At 56.5% G+C, this 16650-nt stretch carries 17 protein-coding genes; 9 read left to right on the forward strand and 8 right to left on the reverse strand.

Going from position 1 to position 16650, the window contains the following annotated elements:
• Positions 1-4 precede the first annotated feature (4 nt).
• Positions 5-1891 (forward strand): AMP-dependent synthetase/ligase, encoded by a 1887-nt coding sequence (locus tag ACR0FG_RS06040; RefSeq protein ID WP_480891492.1) that lies wholly within the window; start codon positions 5-7, stop codon positions 1889-1891.
• A gap of 24 nt (positions 1892-1915) precedes the next feature.
• Positions 1916-3076, forward strand: coding sequence for an ABC transporter substrate-binding protein (locus tag ACR0FG_RS06045; protein ID WP_480891096.1), 1161 nt, complete (start codon positions 1916-1918; stop codon positions 3074-3076).
• 57 nt (positions 3077-3133) lie between these two features.
• Here ACR0FG_RS06045 and rpsI read toward each other — a convergent pair whose 3' ends face one another.
• Together rpsI and rplM are read right to left on the reverse strand one after the other, a co-directional pair.
• Positions 3134-3619, reverse strand: a complete 486-nt coding sequence (gene rpsI / locus ACR0FG_RS06050) for a 30S ribosomal protein S9 (RefSeq protein WP_480891097.1) — start codon at positions 3617-3619, stop codon at positions 3134-3136.
• A 6-nt stretch (positions 3620-3625) separates the two neighbouring features.
• The gene (gene rplM, locus ACR0FG_RS06055; RefSeq protein ID WP_039536983.1) at positions 3626-4084 is read right to left on the reverse strand and encodes a 50S ribosomal protein L13; all 459 of its coding nucleotides are present in this window, start codon (positions 4082-4084) and stop codon (positions 3626-3628) included.
• 239 nt (positions 4085-4323) lie between these two features.
• Between rplM and ACR0FG_RS06060 the strand changes: the two genes are divergently transcribed.
• The gene (locus ACR0FG_RS06060; protein WP_480891098.1) at positions 4324-4686 is read left to right on the forward strand and encodes a nuclear transport factor 2 family protein; all 363 of its coding nucleotides are present in this window, start codon (positions 4324-4326) and stop codon (positions 4684-4686) included.
• A gap of 4 nt (positions 4687-4690) precedes the next feature.
• Here ACR0FG_RS06060 and ACR0FG_RS06065 read toward each other — a convergent pair whose 3' ends face one another.
• On the reverse strand, positions 4691-6094 hold the full coding sequence (locus ACR0FG_RS06065) for an aminotransferase-like domain-containing protein (protein WP_480891101.1): 1404 nt from the start codon (positions 6092-6094) through the stop codon (positions 4691-4693).
• A gap of 99 nt (positions 6095-6193) precedes the next feature.
• Here ACR0FG_RS06065 and ACR0FG_RS06070 point away from each other — a divergent pair, with 99 nt between their 5' ends.
• A complete protein-coding gene (locus ACR0FG_RS06070) occupies positions 6194-6421 on the forward strand; it encodes a DUF1127 domain-containing protein (RefSeq protein WP_480891103.1) in 228 nt (75 codons plus the stop codon).
• Between the two features lie 62 nt (positions 6422-6483).
• On the opposite strand, the gene ACR0FG_RS06075 is transcribed toward ACR0FG_RS06070, so the two are convergent.
• Entirely contained in the window at positions 6484-6927 is a 444-nt protein-coding gene (locus tag ACR0FG_RS06075) for a PaaI family thioesterase (protein ID WP_480891106.1), read from the reverse strand.
• 57 nt (positions 6928-6984) lie between these two features.
• On the opposite strand from ACR0FG_RS06075, the gene ACR0FG_RS06080 reads away from it, so the two are divergent.
• From ACR0FG_RS06080 to gluQRS, 4 genes are all read left to right on the forward strand, one after another.
• Entirely contained in the window at positions 6985-7770 is a 786-nt protein-coding gene (locus tag ACR0FG_RS06080; RefSeq protein ID WP_480891108.1) for an enoyl-CoA hydratase, read from the forward strand.
• Between the two features lie 251 nt (positions 7771-8021).
• The gene (gene trmFO / locus ACR0FG_RS06085) at positions 8022-9362 is read left to right on the forward strand and encodes a methylenetetrahydrofolate--tRNA-(uracil(54)-C(5))-methyltransferase (FADH(2)-oxidizing) TrmFO (RefSeq protein WP_480891110.1); all 1341 of its coding nucleotides are present in this window, start codon (positions 8022-8024) and stop codon (positions 9360-9362) included.
• A gap of 37 nt (positions 9363-9399) precedes the next feature.
• Positions 9400-10014, forward strand: a complete 615-nt coding sequence (locus ACR0FG_RS06090; protein WP_480891113.1) for a class I SAM-dependent DNA methyltransferase — start codon at positions 9400-9402, stop codon at positions 10012-10014.
• A complete protein-coding gene (gene gluQRS / locus ACR0FG_RS06095; protein WP_480891115.1) occupies positions 10011-10892 on the forward strand; it encodes a tRNA glutamyl-Q(34) synthetase GluQRS in 882 nt (293 codons plus the stop codon). The genes ACR0FG_RS06090 and gluQRS overlap by 4 nt, the downstream gene beginning before the upstream one ends.
• Before the next feature lie 56 nt (positions 10893-10948).
• Here the strand turns inward: gluQRS and hisI are convergent, their stop codons facing one another.
• Positions 10949-11338, reverse strand: coding sequence for a phosphoribosyl-AMP cyclohydrolase (gene hisI, locus ACR0FG_RS06100; protein WP_170711479.1), 390 nt, complete (start codon positions 11336-11338; stop codon positions 10949-10951).
• Positions 11339-11386: 48 nt separating this feature from the next.
• Here hisI and ACR0FG_RS06105 point away from each other — a divergent pair, with 48 nt between their 5' ends.
• Positions 11387-11839 (forward strand): iron-sulfur cluster assembly scaffold protein, encoded by a 453-nt coding sequence (locus ACR0FG_RS06105; RefSeq protein WP_480891117.1) that lies wholly within the window; start codon positions 11387-11389, stop codon positions 11837-11839.
• A gap of 232 nt (positions 11840-12071) precedes the next feature.
• Here ACR0FG_RS06105 and ACR0FG_RS06110 read toward each other — a convergent pair whose 3' ends face one another.
• From ACR0FG_RS06110 to ligA, 3 genes are all read right to left on the reverse strand, one after another.
• Complete coding sequence (locus ACR0FG_RS06110; RefSeq protein WP_480891119.1) at positions 12072-12194, reverse strand: hypothetical protein; 123 nt, start codon at positions 12192-12194, stop codon at positions 12072-12074.
• 111 nt (positions 12195-12305) lie between these two features.
• Positions 12306-14396: an ATP-dependent DNA helicase RecG gene (recG, locus tag ACR0FG_RS06115; RefSeq protein WP_480891120.1), complete on the reverse strand. Its 2091-nt coding sequence runs from the start codon at positions 14394-14396 to the stop codon at positions 12306-12308.
• On the reverse strand, positions 14393-16645 hold the full coding sequence (gene ligA, locus ACR0FG_RS06120; protein WP_480891123.1) for an NAD-dependent DNA ligase LigA: 2253 nt from the start codon (positions 16643-16645) through the stop codon (positions 14393-14395). The genes recG and ligA overlap by 4 nt, the downstream gene beginning before the upstream one ends.
• Positions 16646-16650: the final 5 nt, after the last annotated feature.

The raw sequence follows: 16650 nt of genomic DNA on the forward strand, positions 1-16650 counted from the left end.
CCAGATGGATTCCAGCGCCCTGCCCGCTCAGACCATGATCAATGGCGTTCAGTTCAATGCAACACCTGGCCAGCGGCCTTTGCGCGTCGATGGGTGCATCACCCTTGGCGAATTGTTTCAGAAACGATGCGCTGAATTGCAAGACCGCACGGCGCATCGGGAAAAAGACCTGGGGATCTGGAAATCCTATTCCTGGTCCGACTATTGGCAGCACGCCAAATGGATTGGCCTTGCCCTGCGTAAACTGGGACTAAAGCGCGGAGAAGTCGTTTCGATCCTGTCCGAGGATCGCAAGGAATGGGCCTGGTTCGACATGGGTATTCAGGGTGTTGGTGGCATAGCCTCGGGCGTCTACACCACCGATTCCGCTAGTCAGCTGCAGTATCTCGTTTCCGACAGCGACAGCCGCTTTCTGATTGTCGAGAATGAAGAGCAGTTGGACAAGTTTTTTGAGATCGAGGATCACGTACCCGGTCTGCTCAAGGTCATTATCCTTGAGGATGAAGGGCTGCACGATCTGGATCATCCGCGCTGCATGATGATCGACGAATTGTACGCGATGGGTCAGCAAGCCGAAGCAGAAGCCCCCGACATGTTTGAATCCGAAATCGCCCTGACCTCTCCGCAGGATACCGCGATTTTGGTCTACACCTCCGGTACCACAGGCAAGCCAAAGGGCGCGATGTTGAGCAATGAAAACATCCTTGCCGCGATCGAGGCCGGGGCGCGCGCTCTGCCTGCGCTGGCGACCGACGAGCAGCTTTGCTTTCTGCCGCTATGTCATATTCTTGAGCGTGATGTTTCGATCTATTACCCACTGGCGGCACGCTGCACGGTGAATTTTGCCGAAAGCCCTGAAACGGTCTTTGCCAATCTGCAAGAGGTGTCCCCGGCGACCTTTACGGCCGTGCCTCGGGTCTGGGAAAAGATCTACTCGCAGGTGCAGTTCTTGGCGCAAGAGGCGACGCCCATTGGACGCATTGCCTTTTCTCGTGCACTGAATGCAGGGTTTCAACGCGCCGAATATGCAATGAATAACAAAACGGTACCGCCGATACTTGCAGCGCGATTCTGGCTTTGGGACCGATTGGTTCTACGCAATCTGCGCCGTATGCTTGGGCTGGATCGACTGTATCGAGGTGGTTCGGGCGCGGCACCTATCTCGCCCGATTTACTGAAATGGTACTGGTCGATTGGCGTGCCGCTGATCGAAGGGTTCGGGATGACGGAAACCTCGGGTATCGCGGCGTTGAACACGTTGGATGCAAACAAGGCTGGAACCATCGGCAAACCTGTGCCGGGAAACGATATCCGGATCGCGGATGATGGGGAAATTCAGGTGAAAGGTCTGAACGTCTTTCAGGGCTATTGGCGCAACAACGCCAAAACGGCGGAGAGTTTTACCGCCGATGGCTGGCTGCGGACCGGAGATATGGGCGAAATCGATGAAGACGGTTTCGTCACAATCACGGGGCGTTTGAAGGATGTTATCATCACCGCAGGTGGGAAAAACGTTACGCCCGCTGAAATCGAAAGCCAGTTGAAATTCAGCCGCTACATCTCGGATGCGGTGATTGTCGGGGACAACCGCAAGTTTCTGACCGCGCTGATTATGATTGATCAGGAAAATGTCGAGAAGTTTGCGCAAGGTAGGAAAGTACCCTTTTCGAATTTTGCATCCCTATGCGCCGCGCAAGAGATCAAAGACCTGATCGCAGCGGAAGTCGCTGCCGCGAACAAGCAATTTGCGCGGGTGGAACAGATCAAGGATTTTCGACTGATCGACGTGTTGTTGACCGCAGAAGACGAAGAGCTGACGGCGACTATGAAGCTGAAACGCGGGCTGGTAGAACAAAAACACACGCATCTCATTGAAGATATGTACAATTAGAAAAGGATCATAGGGAGGAGAAAGATGAGCAACGTGATCAGACGGCTTTTGGCCGCCAGCGTTTTGACAGCATCTGCGACACTAACAAATGCGCAGACCCAAGGCGTCACGGACGATGAAATCGTCATCGGTTCTGTTAACGATCTAAGCGGGATCTTCGCAGCCGTTGGCGTACCAGCAACCAAGGGCGCGAACGTGGTGTTTGACCGTGTGAATGCCGAAGGTGGCGTGCATGGGCGCAAGATCCGCTATGTGGTCGAAGACAACGGTTATCAGATGCCACGCGCAATGCAGGGCTATAACAAGCTGCTGAACCGCGACAAGGTCTTTGCCATGTTGCAGTCTTTGGGCACGCCGATGAACGTTGCGGGGTTCAAGCTTTTGGACCCAAAGGGCATTCCAAATGTAGCCCCTCTGACTGCGGCACGGCAAATGCTGCAAGAGCCGATGAAGAACAAGTTCACCTCGTTCTCGACCTATTATGATCAGGCACGCGTGGGTGTGAAGTATTTGGCCGGAGAGTTCGGTTCGCAAACCGTCTGTTCGATGTATCTGCCCACCGATTTCGGCGAAGAGATTCTGGAAGGCACCAAGGCCGGTGCAGAAGAGGCTGGGATCAACTTTGGCGCAGAAACCACTCATAAACCTGACGAAACAGATTTTGTGGGTTCGCTGAGCAAGCTCAAGGAAGAAGGGTGCGACATCGTCTCAATCGCTTTGGGTGTGAGACAGGCCATTACTGTTGTTGGGACGGCCAAAAAAATGGGCCTGACCGACATGAAGTTCCTTGGAACATCGGCCAGTTTTCTGACCGTTGTCGCCCAGGTGCCCGGCGGTGTGACTGACGGATTCTATGCAGCCGCGTCCTGGCTGGACCTTTGGGCACGCGCCGAAGATCCCGCGCCTGCAGCCTTCATAGCGGAATACAAAGAAGCCACCGGAGAAGATCCTGTGGGCTTCGCGATGCTGGGCTATTCTGCCGCAGAAATGATGGTAAAGGCGCTTGAGGCTGCAGGCCCCGACCTTACCCATGACAGCTTCATCGCTGCAATGGAATCTCTGGATTACATGGACGAGCTGGTCGGCAATCACATCACCTATGGGCCGGACGACCATCAGGGTGCAGATACTGTTTTCGTCAGCGTTGTCGAGAACGGTGCCTGGAACCTAGTCTACGAAGAGTAAGAAAAACGAAAAAGGGCTCGCAAGTGCGAGCCCTTTGAAGATCGTATTCCGTCACGATTAACGCTTCGAGAACTGGAACGAACGACGCGCTTTGCGCTTACCGTATTTCTTACGTTCCACAACGCGGCTGTCGCGGGTCAGGAAGCCAGCGGCTTTCAGGGCACCACGCAGCGACGGATCGTAGAGTTGCAGCGCTTTCGAAATGCCGTGCTTGACCGCACCGGCCTGACCGGTCAGGCCACCGCCTTTGACGGTTGCAACAACGTCAAACTCACCTTCAACGCCCGCAACCTGGAACGGCTGGCGCAGGATCAGCTGCAGAACGGGACGTGCGAAATACTTGTCCTGATCCTTGCCGTTTACGGTGACTTTGCCGGAACCCGGCTTGATCCAAACGCGGGCGACAGCGTCTTTACGCTTGCCGGTGGCGTAGGAGCGACCCAGTTCGTCACGGACGGGTTCGCGCGCAACGACTTCCTCAGTCACGGTTTCAACGCCTGCGACGGCGCTCAGCTCTTCGAGAGTATTGATCTGATCAGCCATCGGTCATTAGCTCCGGGTGTTTTTCTTGTTCATGGACTTCACGTCCAGAACTTCGGGCGCTTGCGCCTCGTGGGGATGCTCGGCACCGGCGTAAACGCGCAGGTTGGTCATCTGCTGACGCGCCAGACGGTTGCCCGGCAGCATGCGCTTGACCGCTTGGGTCACAACGCGCTCCGGGTGTGCACCTTCCAGGATCTGCTGCTTGGTGCGCGACTTGATGCCGCCCGGGTGGCCAGTGTGCCAGTAGAAGTTTTCTTCGCGCTTCTTGCCGGTCATCTGGATTTTGTCAGCGTTGATGACGATGACATTGTCGCCCATGTCCATGTTCGGGGTGAACGACGCTTTGTGCTTGCCACGCAGGCGCATGGCGACGATCGAGGCAAGACGGCCCAGAACAACGCCCTCGGCGTCGATCAGGATCCATTTCTTGTCGATGTCTGCAGGTGTTGCAGAAAAGGTTTTCATGGCAGGATAGTCCTGTTTGATGTGAAAGACCGCCCCAACGAGGCGGCCCGAATTCGATGGAGCGTATTTAGAGGCAGCCGTGATGCGCGTCAAGCGCATGAAAGTGAAATAATATCTGCAATAACAACGCTTTACAAAATAGGTATTATTTTACCCCAAGTATTTCGACCCTTTCAAACGCGTATCGCATAAATCCGCTATACTGAAGGAACATTTCGTACCGGACGGAGCGTGGATCAATGACGTGGCACAACACCATCGCCAATTATGGCGCGGCCTGGCAAGAGCGTGATGCAGACAAACGACTTGAACTCTTGGATAGTTGTTTTGCCAAAGACGGGCGCTATGTCGATCCAACGGCGGATGTGACAGGTCGCAAGGAGCTGAGTGAACATATCGGTGAAGTATTGAAAGGCTCGGATGGTAAAGTTGAACTGACCAGTAAGCCATCCAATCATCACGATGTCATTCACTTCACCTGGCACATGGTTGGCCCGGAAGGTAGCGTCTATGTTGCAGGCCATGACTTTGTTCGCTTAGATGCTGAGGGAAAAATCTCTCATCTGGCCGGATTTTTCGGCGACCCTGAGGCTTTGAGTTAACGGGTCAGACGCTGATTTGCTCTGGCGGATTGTCCAGCAATGCGCGCAGCCTTTGCATGGCATCCTCAAACCGGTCCAACGATACGTGCCCGTTCATCGCGATGCGCACAGCATTGGGTGCGCGCCCGTCACGCAGGGCAAACTCATCTGCGGATCGCAATTGAATCCCTTCGCGCTCGGCGGCACGGCTAAAGGCAGCGGCGCGCCAGCCAGATGGCAGGCTGAGCCATACAAATGGAACATCCGGCGCCCAGTTGAGTTCAAACCCACCAAGCGCGTTAACCGCCACCTGCACGTATTCGCGCATTCGCGCTCGGACATCGCGCGTCACCTGCCGGGTTCGGGGGTCGGTCAAGAGCAACCGGGTCAGTTCCGCCAGCGGTTGCGCAAGACCGAAATACCCATATTCGGCGGATCGGCGCAAATCGACGCTGCGTTCGCGCGGAGCAATAGCGAACCCAACACGCAGCGCAGGCGTCAGGATTTTGGAGATTGAGGACACGTGCCAGCCCCGCTCGGGTGCAAGCGCGCGAAAGCTGGGCTCGCGTGCGTCACCGATGCGGTAACAATCGTCTTCGATGATTTGCAGATCAAAACGCCGGGCAACTTCGACGATCTCTTTTCTGCGCTCCAGCGGTGTGTGCATTCCGGTTGGGTTCTGCACTTCGGGCGAGACACAAATGGCTTGTGCCGGTGTCTGGCGCAGAACATGCTCCATCGCCATCGGATCTACGCCCCAACTGTCCATCTTGATGCCAATCACCTCGGCGCGCATCAGCTCGCCAGCACGGCGAAACCCGGCATATGACAGGTCTTCAACCAGTACGACGGGCTTTGGGCCGCGTAGGATGGTTTGAAACACCAGACACAGCCCGTTCTGGCCCCCATGGGTCAACACAATATCGTCATGGGTCACATGGCCAAGGGGCAGATCAGACAACCAATCGACAACAGATTGCCGCATCGGTCTATAGGCGTCGCGGGTTGGGTAATTCATGAACAGGCCGGGATCGCATTGAGACACCTTTGTCAGGCATTCCCGGATCAACGCCACCTGCCCCACATCCGGTAATCGCGGACTGAACAGACTGACATTGGCATTGCGCGCGTCTTCCTTCAGGTGAAGTTGCCGCGCCCATACGTCATCCAGTATCGGCGATTTCGGCGGGGCGACGAATGTACCACGCCCGACCTCGGCCTGTAACAACCCTTCATCCGTTAGAATCGTATAAGCCCGCGCTACTGTCCCTGGTGTGATTTGTAACCGATACGCCAGTTCACGGACCGGAGGCAGTTTTGTGCCGACCTCCAGCAGCTTGTTATCAATTGCTTTTCGGATCGTATCGGCGACCAGAGTGTACTTTGGCCCCTTTGATTTCGGCAGCGCCTCTGGCCAAATTGTATCCATTACAATTCTTCCTTTGATTTTGACACAATCCAGAATGTATCAATCATATGTACCGAACATCTATGCTTTGTGTCAATACAATTTGAAAGGATACCCAAGATGACACGCGCAACGCACACACCCGCCCTGATCTTGCTGACCGACAGTCCCCGGCTGCCGCTGATCGCAGCGCTGGCCGTGCAGTTTGCCGCGACGGTCACAAAATGGGAACAACGCCGCCGCAGTCGCCTGAACCTTGGCAAGCTGGATGATCACTTGCTGCGCGACGTCGGATTGACGCGGTATCAGGCCCGCAAAGAGGCGAACCGCCAGTTCTGGATGAATTGAGTTATCCCCAGTCCCATTTTATGGGACCTCTTCCCTGGCCGGGGCTTGTCCCCGGCCCTTTTTTATCCAAACTTCGCAGCAGCCGATCCATCAGGCGGAATCGAATAGGTCATGCTGGCGCGGGCAACCGGCTCGGCAGATCCTTCGGAATACATAAGGACATCCCCCACTGCCAGACTGCGCCCGAGTTTCAGCAAGCTGCATTTGGCTATCATGTCCCGACCTCCGACAGGTTTGCGCAGAAAATCCATCGAGCTGCTGGTGGTTACGGCCAACGATTGCCGCCCTTTCCTCGCAAGTACCAAGGCGTAGACACTTACATCAGCCAGCCCGAACATGGATGGGCCTGAAACAGTTCCGCCCGGTCGCAGGTGACGATCGGCCACGACAAGACGCATGGTGATCGTAGTCTCGGTCAAATCCTCAACCACGAAATCCTTGTGAACCTGCGGGAAAACCTGCGCCATATAGTCAGATAATTCTTTTTTGTTCAGCGCCAATGACATGCTTTCCCTCCTTGCCGTGCCGCCCTAGAGTTGGCGAACACTTTGGGGGAGGGCAAGATGGCAATTCTGGAACGTAACGACACTGGCGCGATCGCGCGGCTGATCATGAACGCGCCCGAGCGGCTGAATGCCCTGAGCGATGAGATGCTTGCAGCGCTGCAGTCCGAGTTTGATGCCTTGCGTGAAGATCAGACAATCCGAGTTGTGATCCTTTCCGGCGCGGGCAAAGCCTTTTGCGCAGGTCATGATCTAAAGCAGATGACTGCGGGCCGTCAGGCCGAAGACGGCGGTCTGGCCTATTTCCAGTACCTTTTTGACCGTTGCGCCAGAATGATGATGTCGATCCAGTCCCTGCCCCAGCCGGTCGTCGCACAGACACACGGTATCGCGACCGCTGCAGGATGCCAGTTAGTTGCCACATGTGATCTGGCGGTCGCGGCAGAAGGTACCCGGTTCGGTGTAAACGGTGTCAACATCGGACTTTTCTGCTCGACCCCGATGGTAGCGCTCAGCCGTAACATCCCGCGGAAACAGGCGTTCGAAATGCTGACGACCGGCGATTTCATATCTGCAGAGCGCGCGGTTGATTTGGGCCTGATTAACCGTGTTGTCCCGGAAATGCTGTTGGAGCACGAAACAAACGCGCTGGCTGAACAGCTGGCCGAAAAGTTGGGATCAGCTGTAAAGATCGGAAAAGAGGCGTTTTATCAGCAACTTCAGATGCCAACGGAGCAGGCTTATTCCTATGCCGCCGAGGTAATGGCGCAGAATATGCTGCATCGGGATACCGAGGAAGGAATTAACGCCTTTATCGAAAAACGCCCCCCAAATTGGCAGCAATAACGCAATTGTTTGACACAATTTTACCGACTGTTCGCAATTTTTCACTTTTCAAATGGGCGACACTGTGGCAATGGTGGGTCAAGGCCGTGGCCTGAAGAACACTTTTGGGTCGCCGTGGGCGGAAGGTCCCTCCAAGCTGGTTTCTCTCACCGGCGCAGACATTCCCGCAGCGGCGACCCCAAGACTTTCCCTCTAAGATAGCAGCAAATCACGCGTTGCGCATGTGTATGCAGTGCCCTATGTGGCTGGTCATGACACACAAATTGCATATCGTGGGCGGCGGCATGGCCGGGTCCGAGGCTGCCTGGCAGGCTGCAGAAATGGGCGTGGATGTCGTTATCCATGAAATGCGGCCCAAAGTGGGCACATTTGCCCACCAGACCGGCAATCTGGCCGAGATGGTATGTTCAAATTCGTTCCGTTCCGATGACGACGAACAAAACGCTGTCGGTCTGCTGCACTGGGAAATGCGAGCGGCCAATGGTTTGATCATGTCCACGGCGGATGCACACCGACTGCCGGCTGGTGGGGCGCTGGCGGTCGACCGCGATCCTTTTGCCGAATCCGTCACCTCAAAACTGCGAGCACACCCACGCGTTTCCGTCACCTCAGAAGAGGTAACCGCCCTGCCCGATGACGGCCACTGGATCTTTGCCACGGGCCCGCTGACCTCGCCCGATTTAGGGGCTGCGATCCAATCCGAAACCGGCGCAGAAGCCTTGGCTTTCTTCGATGCAATCGCACCAATTGTCTATGCCGATAGCATCGATATGAGTCAGGCTTGGATGCAATCGCGCTATGACAAGGGCGAGACCGAGGAAGAGCGGACCGCCTATCTCAACTGCCCGATGGATCGCGATCAATACGAGGCATTCATTGATGCCCTGCTGGCAGCTGATAAGACCGAATTCCACGAAGGTGAGACCGCAGGCTATTTTGACGGTTGTCTTCCTATCGAGATCATGGCCGAGCGCGGGCGCGAAACATTGCGTCACGGGCCAATGAAACCCGTTGGACTGACCAACCCTCATCAACCAGACATCAAACCCCATGCAGTTGTGCAATTGCGCCGGGACAATGCGCTTGGCACGCTGTTCAACATCGTGGGCTTCCAGACCAAGATGAAGTATGGGGCGCAGACAGATGTGTTCCGGATGATCCCGGGTCTGAAAAATGCCAGCTTTGCGCGATTGGGTGGTATTCATCGCAATACGTTCATCAACTCGCCAACGCTTCTGGATGCGCAGATGCGCTTGAAATCGCGCCCAAACATCCGTTTCGCGGGTCAGATCACCGGCGTCGAAGGCTATGTGGAAAGTGCTGCGATGGGTCTTTTGGCGGGTCGGCTTGCTGCGGCTGAGATTCTGGACCGCGCCCTGCCCCCGGTGCCGCAAGACAGCGCGATGGGGGCGCTCATCCATCACATAACGGGTGGCGCCGAAGCCAAGACGTTTCAGCCGATGAACGTGAACTTCGGGCTGTTCCGCCCTGTCGATGGTCTCAAAGGTGGGCGTCGCGGGCGCAAGGACCGGTACAAGGCCTATACAGACCGCGCCAAGGCCGAGTGGACACAGTGGCTTTCACATTGCTGACTGGACGCAGCCCATGCGCAGCGCCTAACATGTTTGCATGAGTGAAAAGTTCTTCAAAAACGTCTACGGGCTCGGCTCTTTGCAAGAGACGCAGGATCACTACAAGAAATGGGCAACCTCTTATGATGATGAGGTCGGCGGCCAAGGATACGTGACACCAAAGCGTGTTGCCCATGCGCTCTGGTCGATCAGGCCGGACGCCGACACACCTATACTGGACTATGGATGCGGTACCGGCCTGTCCGGAGAGGCCTTGCGCAGTGCCGGGTATCGCGTGATCGACGGCATGGACCCCACACCCGAAATGCTGCAAGAGGCCGGTGCCAAAGGCATCTATCGCGCCCTTACAGATTTCGAGATCACCGATCCCAATCCGCTGAAGGCTGGTGCCTACCAAGTTATCACCGCCATCGGTGTGATCAGCACCGGAGCCGCCCCGCCTGAGACCTTCGACATGTTGATGAACGCGCTGCCAAAGAACGGATTGCTGGCGTTTTCGTTCAATGATCTGACATTGTCTGACCGCAACTATACCGCCCGCCTCGGCGATTGGCTGGACATGGGCCACGCGCGTCTACTGTTTCGCGAAAATGGCCCTCATTTGCAGGGCATGGACATGAAATCTGACGTTTACGTAATTGAAAAAGCGTGACTTTCAAAACCCGTTTCGCCCCATCTCCAACCGGCCCGCTGCATTTGGGCCACGCCTATTCCGCGTTGCTGGCCTATCGTCAGGCAACGGCGAATGAAGGCGAGTTCCTTTTACGGATCGAAGACATCGATCAATCCCGCGCCCGGCCGCATTGGGAGGCTCAGATATACGATGATCTGAGCTGGCTCGGATTGCGTTGGCCAGAACCGGTGATGCGCCAATCGGACCGTTTGTACGCCTATCAGGCGGCTCTGGATCAGCTCTGGGCGCGCGGGTTGCTGTATCCATGCACATGTAACCGAAAAGACATTGCCGCCGCTGCCAGCGCCCCGCAGGAAGGCGCACCACTGCATGGTCCGGACGGGCTCATCTACACCGGAACCTGCCGCGATCGATCATCGCGCACCGGACACAGGCCGCAGGACATACCGCTCAGACTGGACATCGCCAAGGCGGCACGAGAAATTTTGGAAGCGCAGAAAACCAAGAACCTCACCAGCTTCAACGAACTCGGCCAGGGACCAAACGGTGAAGCGGGGTTGCTTGCCGTTACAGCGCAGGAACTAGCGCAAACAATCGGTGATGTCGTCCTGTCGCGTCGCGACATGGGCACATCTTATCATCTTTCCGTAGTTCTGGATGATGCCGACCAAGGCATCACGCACGTCATACGCGGTCAGGACCTGTTTGAGGCGACAAGAATACATGTTCTTTTACAGGTCCTGCTGAATCTGCCGACCCCACAGTATATGCACCACCACCTGATCCGCGACGAAACTGGAAAGCGCCTCGCAAAGCGCGACGATGCCCGCGCCATCACTAAATACCGCAGCGAAGGCGCAACCCCCGCAGATATCCGACGCATTGTCGGTCTCTGACCGAACTTCATCTTTTCCCAAATACTCTCGCCGAAGGCATAGCCCCATGGGGACTATTATTCCATCGGTGACATCAACTCGACTTCCTCGCCATCCCGTACGGCGGTGTAAAAACAAGTCCGCCGGTTTGTGTGACATGCGGCACCCGTCTGACGTACTATGACCAAAAGGCAATCCCGGTCGCAATCCACCCGCAAATCCACCAGTTCCTGCACATGACCCGAACTTTCCCCTTTGATCCAAAACGACTGCCTCGAACGCGACCAATACGTCACGCGTCGGGTTGCCAGAGTTCGTGTGACGGCCTCGGCATTCATCCAGGCCATCATAAGAACTTCGCCGGAAGATTCATCCTGAGCAATGGCCGGGATCAATCCGGCCTCGTTATATCTGAGCGTCGATGGATCGAAGGTGACAGTTTGCACCATGGTAAAAACCTTTTGCATCCCCGGGTTTGCCTACTATGTATGAGGAACAGTCTACGAGGGAAACCCATGTCCGGCGAAACCGACCTGATCAAGCTGTACTCCGGCCGAATTCTTGCGCTGGCAGCGGACATTCCGCATCTGGATCGCCTGGACAACCCGGATGCAACCGTCAAGAAACGCGCACCGCTTTGCGGCTCTACCGTTACGGTTGATGTTGTTGTACGCAATGGCAAAGTCGCTGAATTTGGTCAGGATGTAAAAGCCTGTGCCTTGGGTCAGGCCTCGGCTTCGGTTGTCGGAGACGCAATCATCGGAACCACGAGGGCGCAGGTTGAAACGGCGCGGGATCAACTGGCGGAGATGCTCAAGAAAGACGGCCCCGCACCGGACGCACCTTTTGACGGACTCGAAGTGCTGATGCCCGCTCGGGACTACAAGAACCGCCACGCCTCGATCCTGCTTGCACTTGAAGCAACAGCCGAGGCGATGGGGCAGGCCGAACAGGCCCACTGCGCCTAATCGCTCTTATTCCACTTGGCTGCCGGGCCGATTTACAAAGTCTTCAGGGAAAAAACCGCCGCTCCTTCCGGGCGAAAGGGCGGCGGCAGGTATTGCGTCTCTCGCGTGGGATCCGGAACACCGCGCGGGGCCGAGGCAGGCCCCTCAAGGGGTTTGGGACAGGCAGGTCACCCTTGACTGAAATGGGGATGACATACGCGTGTTAACGGCACGAGATCGCAGGCAGAAAGGCTTAGAACCCCATAGGCAGGTGAAGGGCAACGACCAGCATGACAACCAGTGAAACCGCACCAACAGCGTCCTGCAAAATAGTCGCCTGCGAACGGCTGAAAGCGGTCTTAATCTGGGTCAGCATGGTCTCACCTCCGGTCTGGGCTTAATCCTTTGTTGACCTTTTGTTCTCATATTTCGCCGAGTCGGTAAAGAACTTTTTGAGAACATTTGTGAACTAATCGGAATTTCTCATCTAACCCACTGAAATCAAACGGATGGCCTGATCCTGCTTCATGAGCCACAAAAGAACGCGTGCCGCCTGCCCCCGGTCCGAGGACAGTTTCGGATCGGAAGACAGCAGGGCACGTGCATCTGATTGAGCGACCGCCATCAACCCAGCCTGGCGTTCCAGATCGGCAATGCGAAACTTTGGCAAGCCGGATTGAGCGGTTCCGATCAGATCGCCCGCCCCACGCATCTGCAGATCGGTTTCCGCGATACGGAACCCGTCCTCGGTTTCACGTAACACTTCCAGACGTCTGCGCCCGCCCTCGCTGATGGGTGGCTGATACATCAGCAAACAAGTTGATGCGTCTTCACCCCGCCCAACGCGCCCTCGCAATTGATGAAGTTGCGCGAGGCCGAAGATTTCGGCACGTTCGATTACCATAATCGTGGCATTGGGAACGTTGACGCCAACCTCGATGACGGTAGTCGCAACAAGGACTTTGGTTTGTCCGACCTGAAACGCTGCCATGGCAGCGTCTTTCTCGGCTGGTGGCATCTGCCCATGGACCAACCCGACAATGCCATCACCCAGCAATGCTCGCAGCCGTTTGAACCGCTCTTCCGCCGCCGTCAGGTCAGAGACTTCGGATTCGTCGACCAATGGGCAGACCCAATAACATTGCCTGCCGTCATCAATAGCGCGCCGCAGGTGATCCACCACCTCGTCCATGCGCTGCGTGCTGAGTATCGCGGTTTTTATCGGTTTGCGCCCTGGCGGCTTTTCATCCAGAACCGATACATCCATATCGCCATACTGCGCCAAAGCAAGGCTGCGCGGAATGGGCGTCGCCGTCATGACCAGAACGTCGGCACCCTGCCCTTTTTCCGAAAGCTCCATCCTTTGCCGCACGCCGAACCGGTGCTGTTCATCAACAATAGCCAGTCTTAAATCATGAAACGCGACGTCGCTTTGGAACACCGCATGTGTACCGACCAGTATGTGAATGTCACCCCGGGACAACGCAGCCAGTTTGGCTTTGCGCTCGGCCCCTTTGTCGCGACCGGTCAGCAATTCAAGCACGACGCCTGCGTCTTCGGCCAGCGGTCGCAACCCTTCCAGATGTTGCCGCGCCAGGATCTCGGTCGGGGCCATCATGACGCCCTGCCCACCTGCTTCGACCGCGATCAATAGCGCCATGAACGCCACAAGCGTCTTACCCGCGCCCACATCGCCCTGTAGCAGACGGTTCATGCGCGCGCCTGATGCCATGTCGGCGGCAATGTCTGCTATCGCCCTTTGCTGCGCGTCTGTCGGGCGATACGGCAAAGCGTTCAAAACCCGTTTCTGCAGGGCTCCGGTGCCCGCGCTGATAAGTCCGCGCGCCTTTTTCTCGCGCTGCCGCGCAAGGGCCAACGTCAATTGATGCGCCAGCAACTCATCGTATGCCAGCCTCTCGCGCGCAGGCGCAAAGGCGGCAACATCATCTGTCCCCTGCGGGTGATGAGCTGCGCGCATCGCAACATCCCAATCTGGCCAGCTTTTCTGAGAGATCTGGTTTGGATCGGCCCATTCTTTCAGCGCTGGTATACGTGCCAAGGCGCTTTGTGCAGCCTTATACGCGGTCTTTTGAGTCACGCCTTGTGTCAAATGATAGACAGGCTCAAACTCTGGCAGATCGCTTGCGTCCGTCGGTGCAACCACATGATCAGGATGCACCATCTGCGCCATCCCATCAAATAGTTCAAGCTTTCCCGAAACAACCCGCCGCGCCCCTTGAGGCAGGATCTTCTTAAGGTAATCTCCACGCGCATGGAAAAACACCAGTTGGAAGTCCGCCTGACTGTCTTCCACATGAATGCGATACGCCCCACCACGATTTCGCGGTGGACGATGCGCGCCGACCGTAATCTCGACCGTCAGAGTCGTGGGCAAATTCGCACCCTGAATCGTTCCTCGCCGCCGCCGGTCGATTACCGCGTAAGGCAGTGCAAACAGTACGTCCCGGGGCGTTTCGATCCCAAGCTGCCCCAGCAATTGCGCTGTTTTGGGGCCAACGCCATCAAGCGTTTCTAGCCCGGCGAAAAGCGGGAACAGAACTTCGGGACGACCGCTCATGCATCCCCGATCAGCTGCAACCAGCCGTCTTCGTCCAGCGTCGTGATCCCCAGATCCGCAGCTTTCTTGGCCTTGGAACCTGCGCCAGGTCCCGCAACCAGCAGATCGGTTTTCTGACTGACCGACCCCGAAACCTTGGCCCCCAAAGCCTCGGCCCGGGCCTTGGCTTCGGCGCGAGTCATCTTTTCGAGCGTCCCGGTGAAAACAACGGTTTTCCCGGCAACCGGACTGTCCGAGGCGGGTGCGTCCGGAGCCACGACCGTAAGGTGCTGTCTGAGGTCATCAAACGCCCGCCGCTCATCCGTGTTCGCAAAGGCATCCGACAGAGAAAGTCCTAGGGTCACGCCGATGCCGTCGATGCCGATCAGTTCGGACCAGGCCGCTGCCGCATCCTTGGGAACTTCAGCGATGGAAATCGCCGCCTCTCGGGCCTCTTTCACCCGCGCGCGGCGGCCTTCTTCTGCTGCAGCGAGGCGTTCAGATTCTTCCGCCTCATCAGCGCTTCGCTGAGCAAGAGCAGCGGGATGCGCGACATCAAGCGCCTGTGCCATCGCGTCCCAATCTAGATAATAAAGCGCAAGATCGCGTGCGCTGACCTCTCCGACATGCCGTATGCCCAGAGCAAACAGCAGACGACCCAATTCGATCCTGCGTTTTTCATCAATGGCTGCAAACAGGTTGCTGGCCGATGTTTCGCCCCATCCATCCCTGTTTTTCAGGCGCGCGAGGTTCTTCGCGTCTCGATCCTGTAGCGTAAAAATATCTGCTGGAGTGTTGATCGGCAAATCCGGATCGTCATGAAACATTTCAATCTGCTTGGTGCCCAATCCTTCGATATCGAATGCCTTGCGCGATACAAAGTGTTTCAGTTTTTCAACGGCTTGCGCCGGACATATCAACCCGCCCGTGCATCGCCTGACCGCATCGCCATCTTCGCGGATCGCTGCACTTTGGCATTCGGGGCATCGTGTCGGAAAATCATAAGGAACACTACAATCTGGTCGTTTCGACAGGTCTACATCGGCCACTTTCGGAATCACATCGCCTGCACGATAAACCTGCACCCAATCGCCGATACGGATATCTTTTCCGCCTCGGATCTCTCCACCCTTGGCATCGCGACCAGAGATGTAGTCTTCGTTGTGCAGCGTCGCGTTCGAGACTACGACCCCGCCCACAGTCACAGGATGTAACCGCGCCACGGGGCTGAGAGCACCGGTGCGCCCGACCTGAATGTCAATCGCCTCAAGGCGGGTCCAGGCAAGCTCAGCCGGAAATTTATGTGCGATAGCCCAACGTGGCGTGGTTGACCGGAACCCAAGCCGCGCCTGCAGGGCCAAATCGTTCACTTTGTAAACCACACCGTCGATATCGTAACCCAAGGTAGATCGCTGGGTTTCGATATCCCGGTAGTGATCCAACATTTCGGAAACCGAGGCGCAAAGCCGCGTCAGATCGTTCGTTTGAAACCCGAAGGACCGCAAACGCTTGATCGCACCCATCTGCGTTTCTGCCAAGCGTTCCGACAATTCACCCCAAGCATATGCGAAGAACCGCAGAGGTCGGGATTTCGTGATCGCAGGATCCAATTGCCGCAAAGATCCTGCCGCCGCATTGCGTGGGTTGGCAAAGGTCTTGCCTCCCGACGCCCTTTGCCGCGCGTTGAGATCGTCGAAATCGGCATGAGACATGTAAATCTCGCCGCGCACCTCAAGGATATCCGGGGCGCTTTCGATCTGCTGCGGAATGTCACCGACGGTTCGCGCGTTGGCTGTGACATTCTCACCCACTTCGCCATCGCCTCTGGTCGCGGCCTGAACCAACTGGCCTCGCTCATAACGTAATGACAGAGACAAGCCATCGATCTTAGGTTCAGCGGTAAATGCTAAAGGGGCGTCGTCGCTCTGCCCCAAATATTTGCGAATCGAGCGATCAAAGTCCGTGATATCACTGTCGTCGAACCCGTTGCCCAGCGACATCATCCGCACCGCGTGCGAAACTTTGGCAAACCCGTCCGCTGGCTTTGCGCCGACTTGCTCGGTCGGGCTGTCGGGTCGCTTCAACGCCGGGAACCGCGCCTCAATCTCGGCGTTGCGGCGTTTGAGCACATCGTAATCCGCATCAGAAAGCTCAGGTGCGTCTTCTGCGTGATACAGCTGATTGGCCCGTTGCAATTCACGTGCAAGTCGCTCCAGTTCCTCACGCGCCTCAGCCTCGGTCAGCTTGGATACGGCAATTGTTTCGCTCATGGCCT

Source organism: Ruegeria sp. E1, from assembly GCF_056534225.1.

What these genes read in the sequence shown, in the direction of transcription:
- ACR0FG_RS06070 (WP_480891103.1), top strand. Translation starts at nt 6,194, where the DNA reads ATGACACGCGCAACGCACACACCCGCCCTGATCTTGCTGACCGACAGT.
- ACR0FG_RS06040 (WP_480891492.1), top strand. Translation starts at nt 5, where the DNA reads ATGGATTCCAGCGCCCTGCCCGCTCAGACCATGATCAATGGCGTTCAG.
- recG (WP_480891120.1), bottom strand. Translation starts at nt 14,396, where the DNA reads ATGAGCGGTCGTCCCGAAGTTCTGTTCCCGCTTTTCGCCGGGCTAGAA.
- ACR0FG_RS06060 (WP_480891098.1), top strand. Translation starts at nt 4,324, where the DNA reads ATGACGTGGCACAACACCATCGCCAATTATGGCGCGGCCTGGCAAGAG.
- ACR0FG_RS06075 (WP_480891106.1), bottom strand. Translation starts at nt 6,927, where the DNA reads ATGTCATTGGCGCTGAACAAAAAAGAATTATCTGACTATATGGCGCAG.
- ACR0FG_RS06080 (WP_480891108.1), top strand. Translation starts at nt 6,985, where the DNA reads ATGGCAATTCTGGAACGTAACGACACTGGCGCGATCGCGCGGCTGATC.
- trmFO (WP_480891110.1), top strand. Translation starts at nt 8,022, where the DNA reads ATGACACACAAATTGCATATCGTGGGCGGCGGCATGGCCGGGTCCGAG.
- rplM (WP_039536983.1), bottom strand. Translation starts at nt 4,084, where the DNA reads ATGAAAACCTTTTCTGCAACACCTGCAGACATCGACAAGAAATGGATC.
- ACR0FG_RS06110 (WP_480891119.1), bottom strand. Translation starts at nt 12,194, where the DNA reads ATGCTGACCCAGATTAAGACCGCTTTCAGCCGTTCGCAGGCGACTATT.
- hisI (WP_170711479.1), bottom strand. Translation starts at nt 11,338, where the DNA reads ATGCAAAAGGTTTTTACCATGGTGCAAACTGTCACCTTCGATCCATCG.
- ACR0FG_RS06090 (WP_480891113.1), top strand. Translation starts at nt 9,400, where the DNA reads ATGAGTGAAAAGTTCTTCAAAAACGTCTACGGGCTCGGCTCTTTGCAA.
- ligA (WP_480891123.1), bottom strand. Translation starts at nt 16,645, where the DNA reads ATGAGCGAAACAATTGCCGTATCCAAGCTGACCGAGGCTGAGGCGCGT.
- rpsI (WP_480891097.1), bottom strand. Translation starts at nt 3,619, where the DNA reads ATGGCTGATCAGATCAATACTCTCGAAGAGCTGAGCGCCGTCGCAGGC.
- ACR0FG_RS06105 (WP_480891117.1), top strand. Translation starts at nt 11,387, where the DNA reads ATGTCCGGCGAAACCGACCTGATCAAGCTGTACTCCGGCCGAATTCTT.
- ACR0FG_RS06045 (WP_480891096.1), top strand. Translation starts at nt 1,916, where the DNA reads ATGAGCAACGTGATCAGACGGCTTTTGGCCGCCAGCGTTTTGACAGCA.
- ACR0FG_RS06065 (WP_480891101.1), bottom strand. Translation starts at nt 6,094, where the DNA reads ATGGATACAATTTGGCCAGAGGCGCTGCCGAAATCAAAGGGGCCAAAG.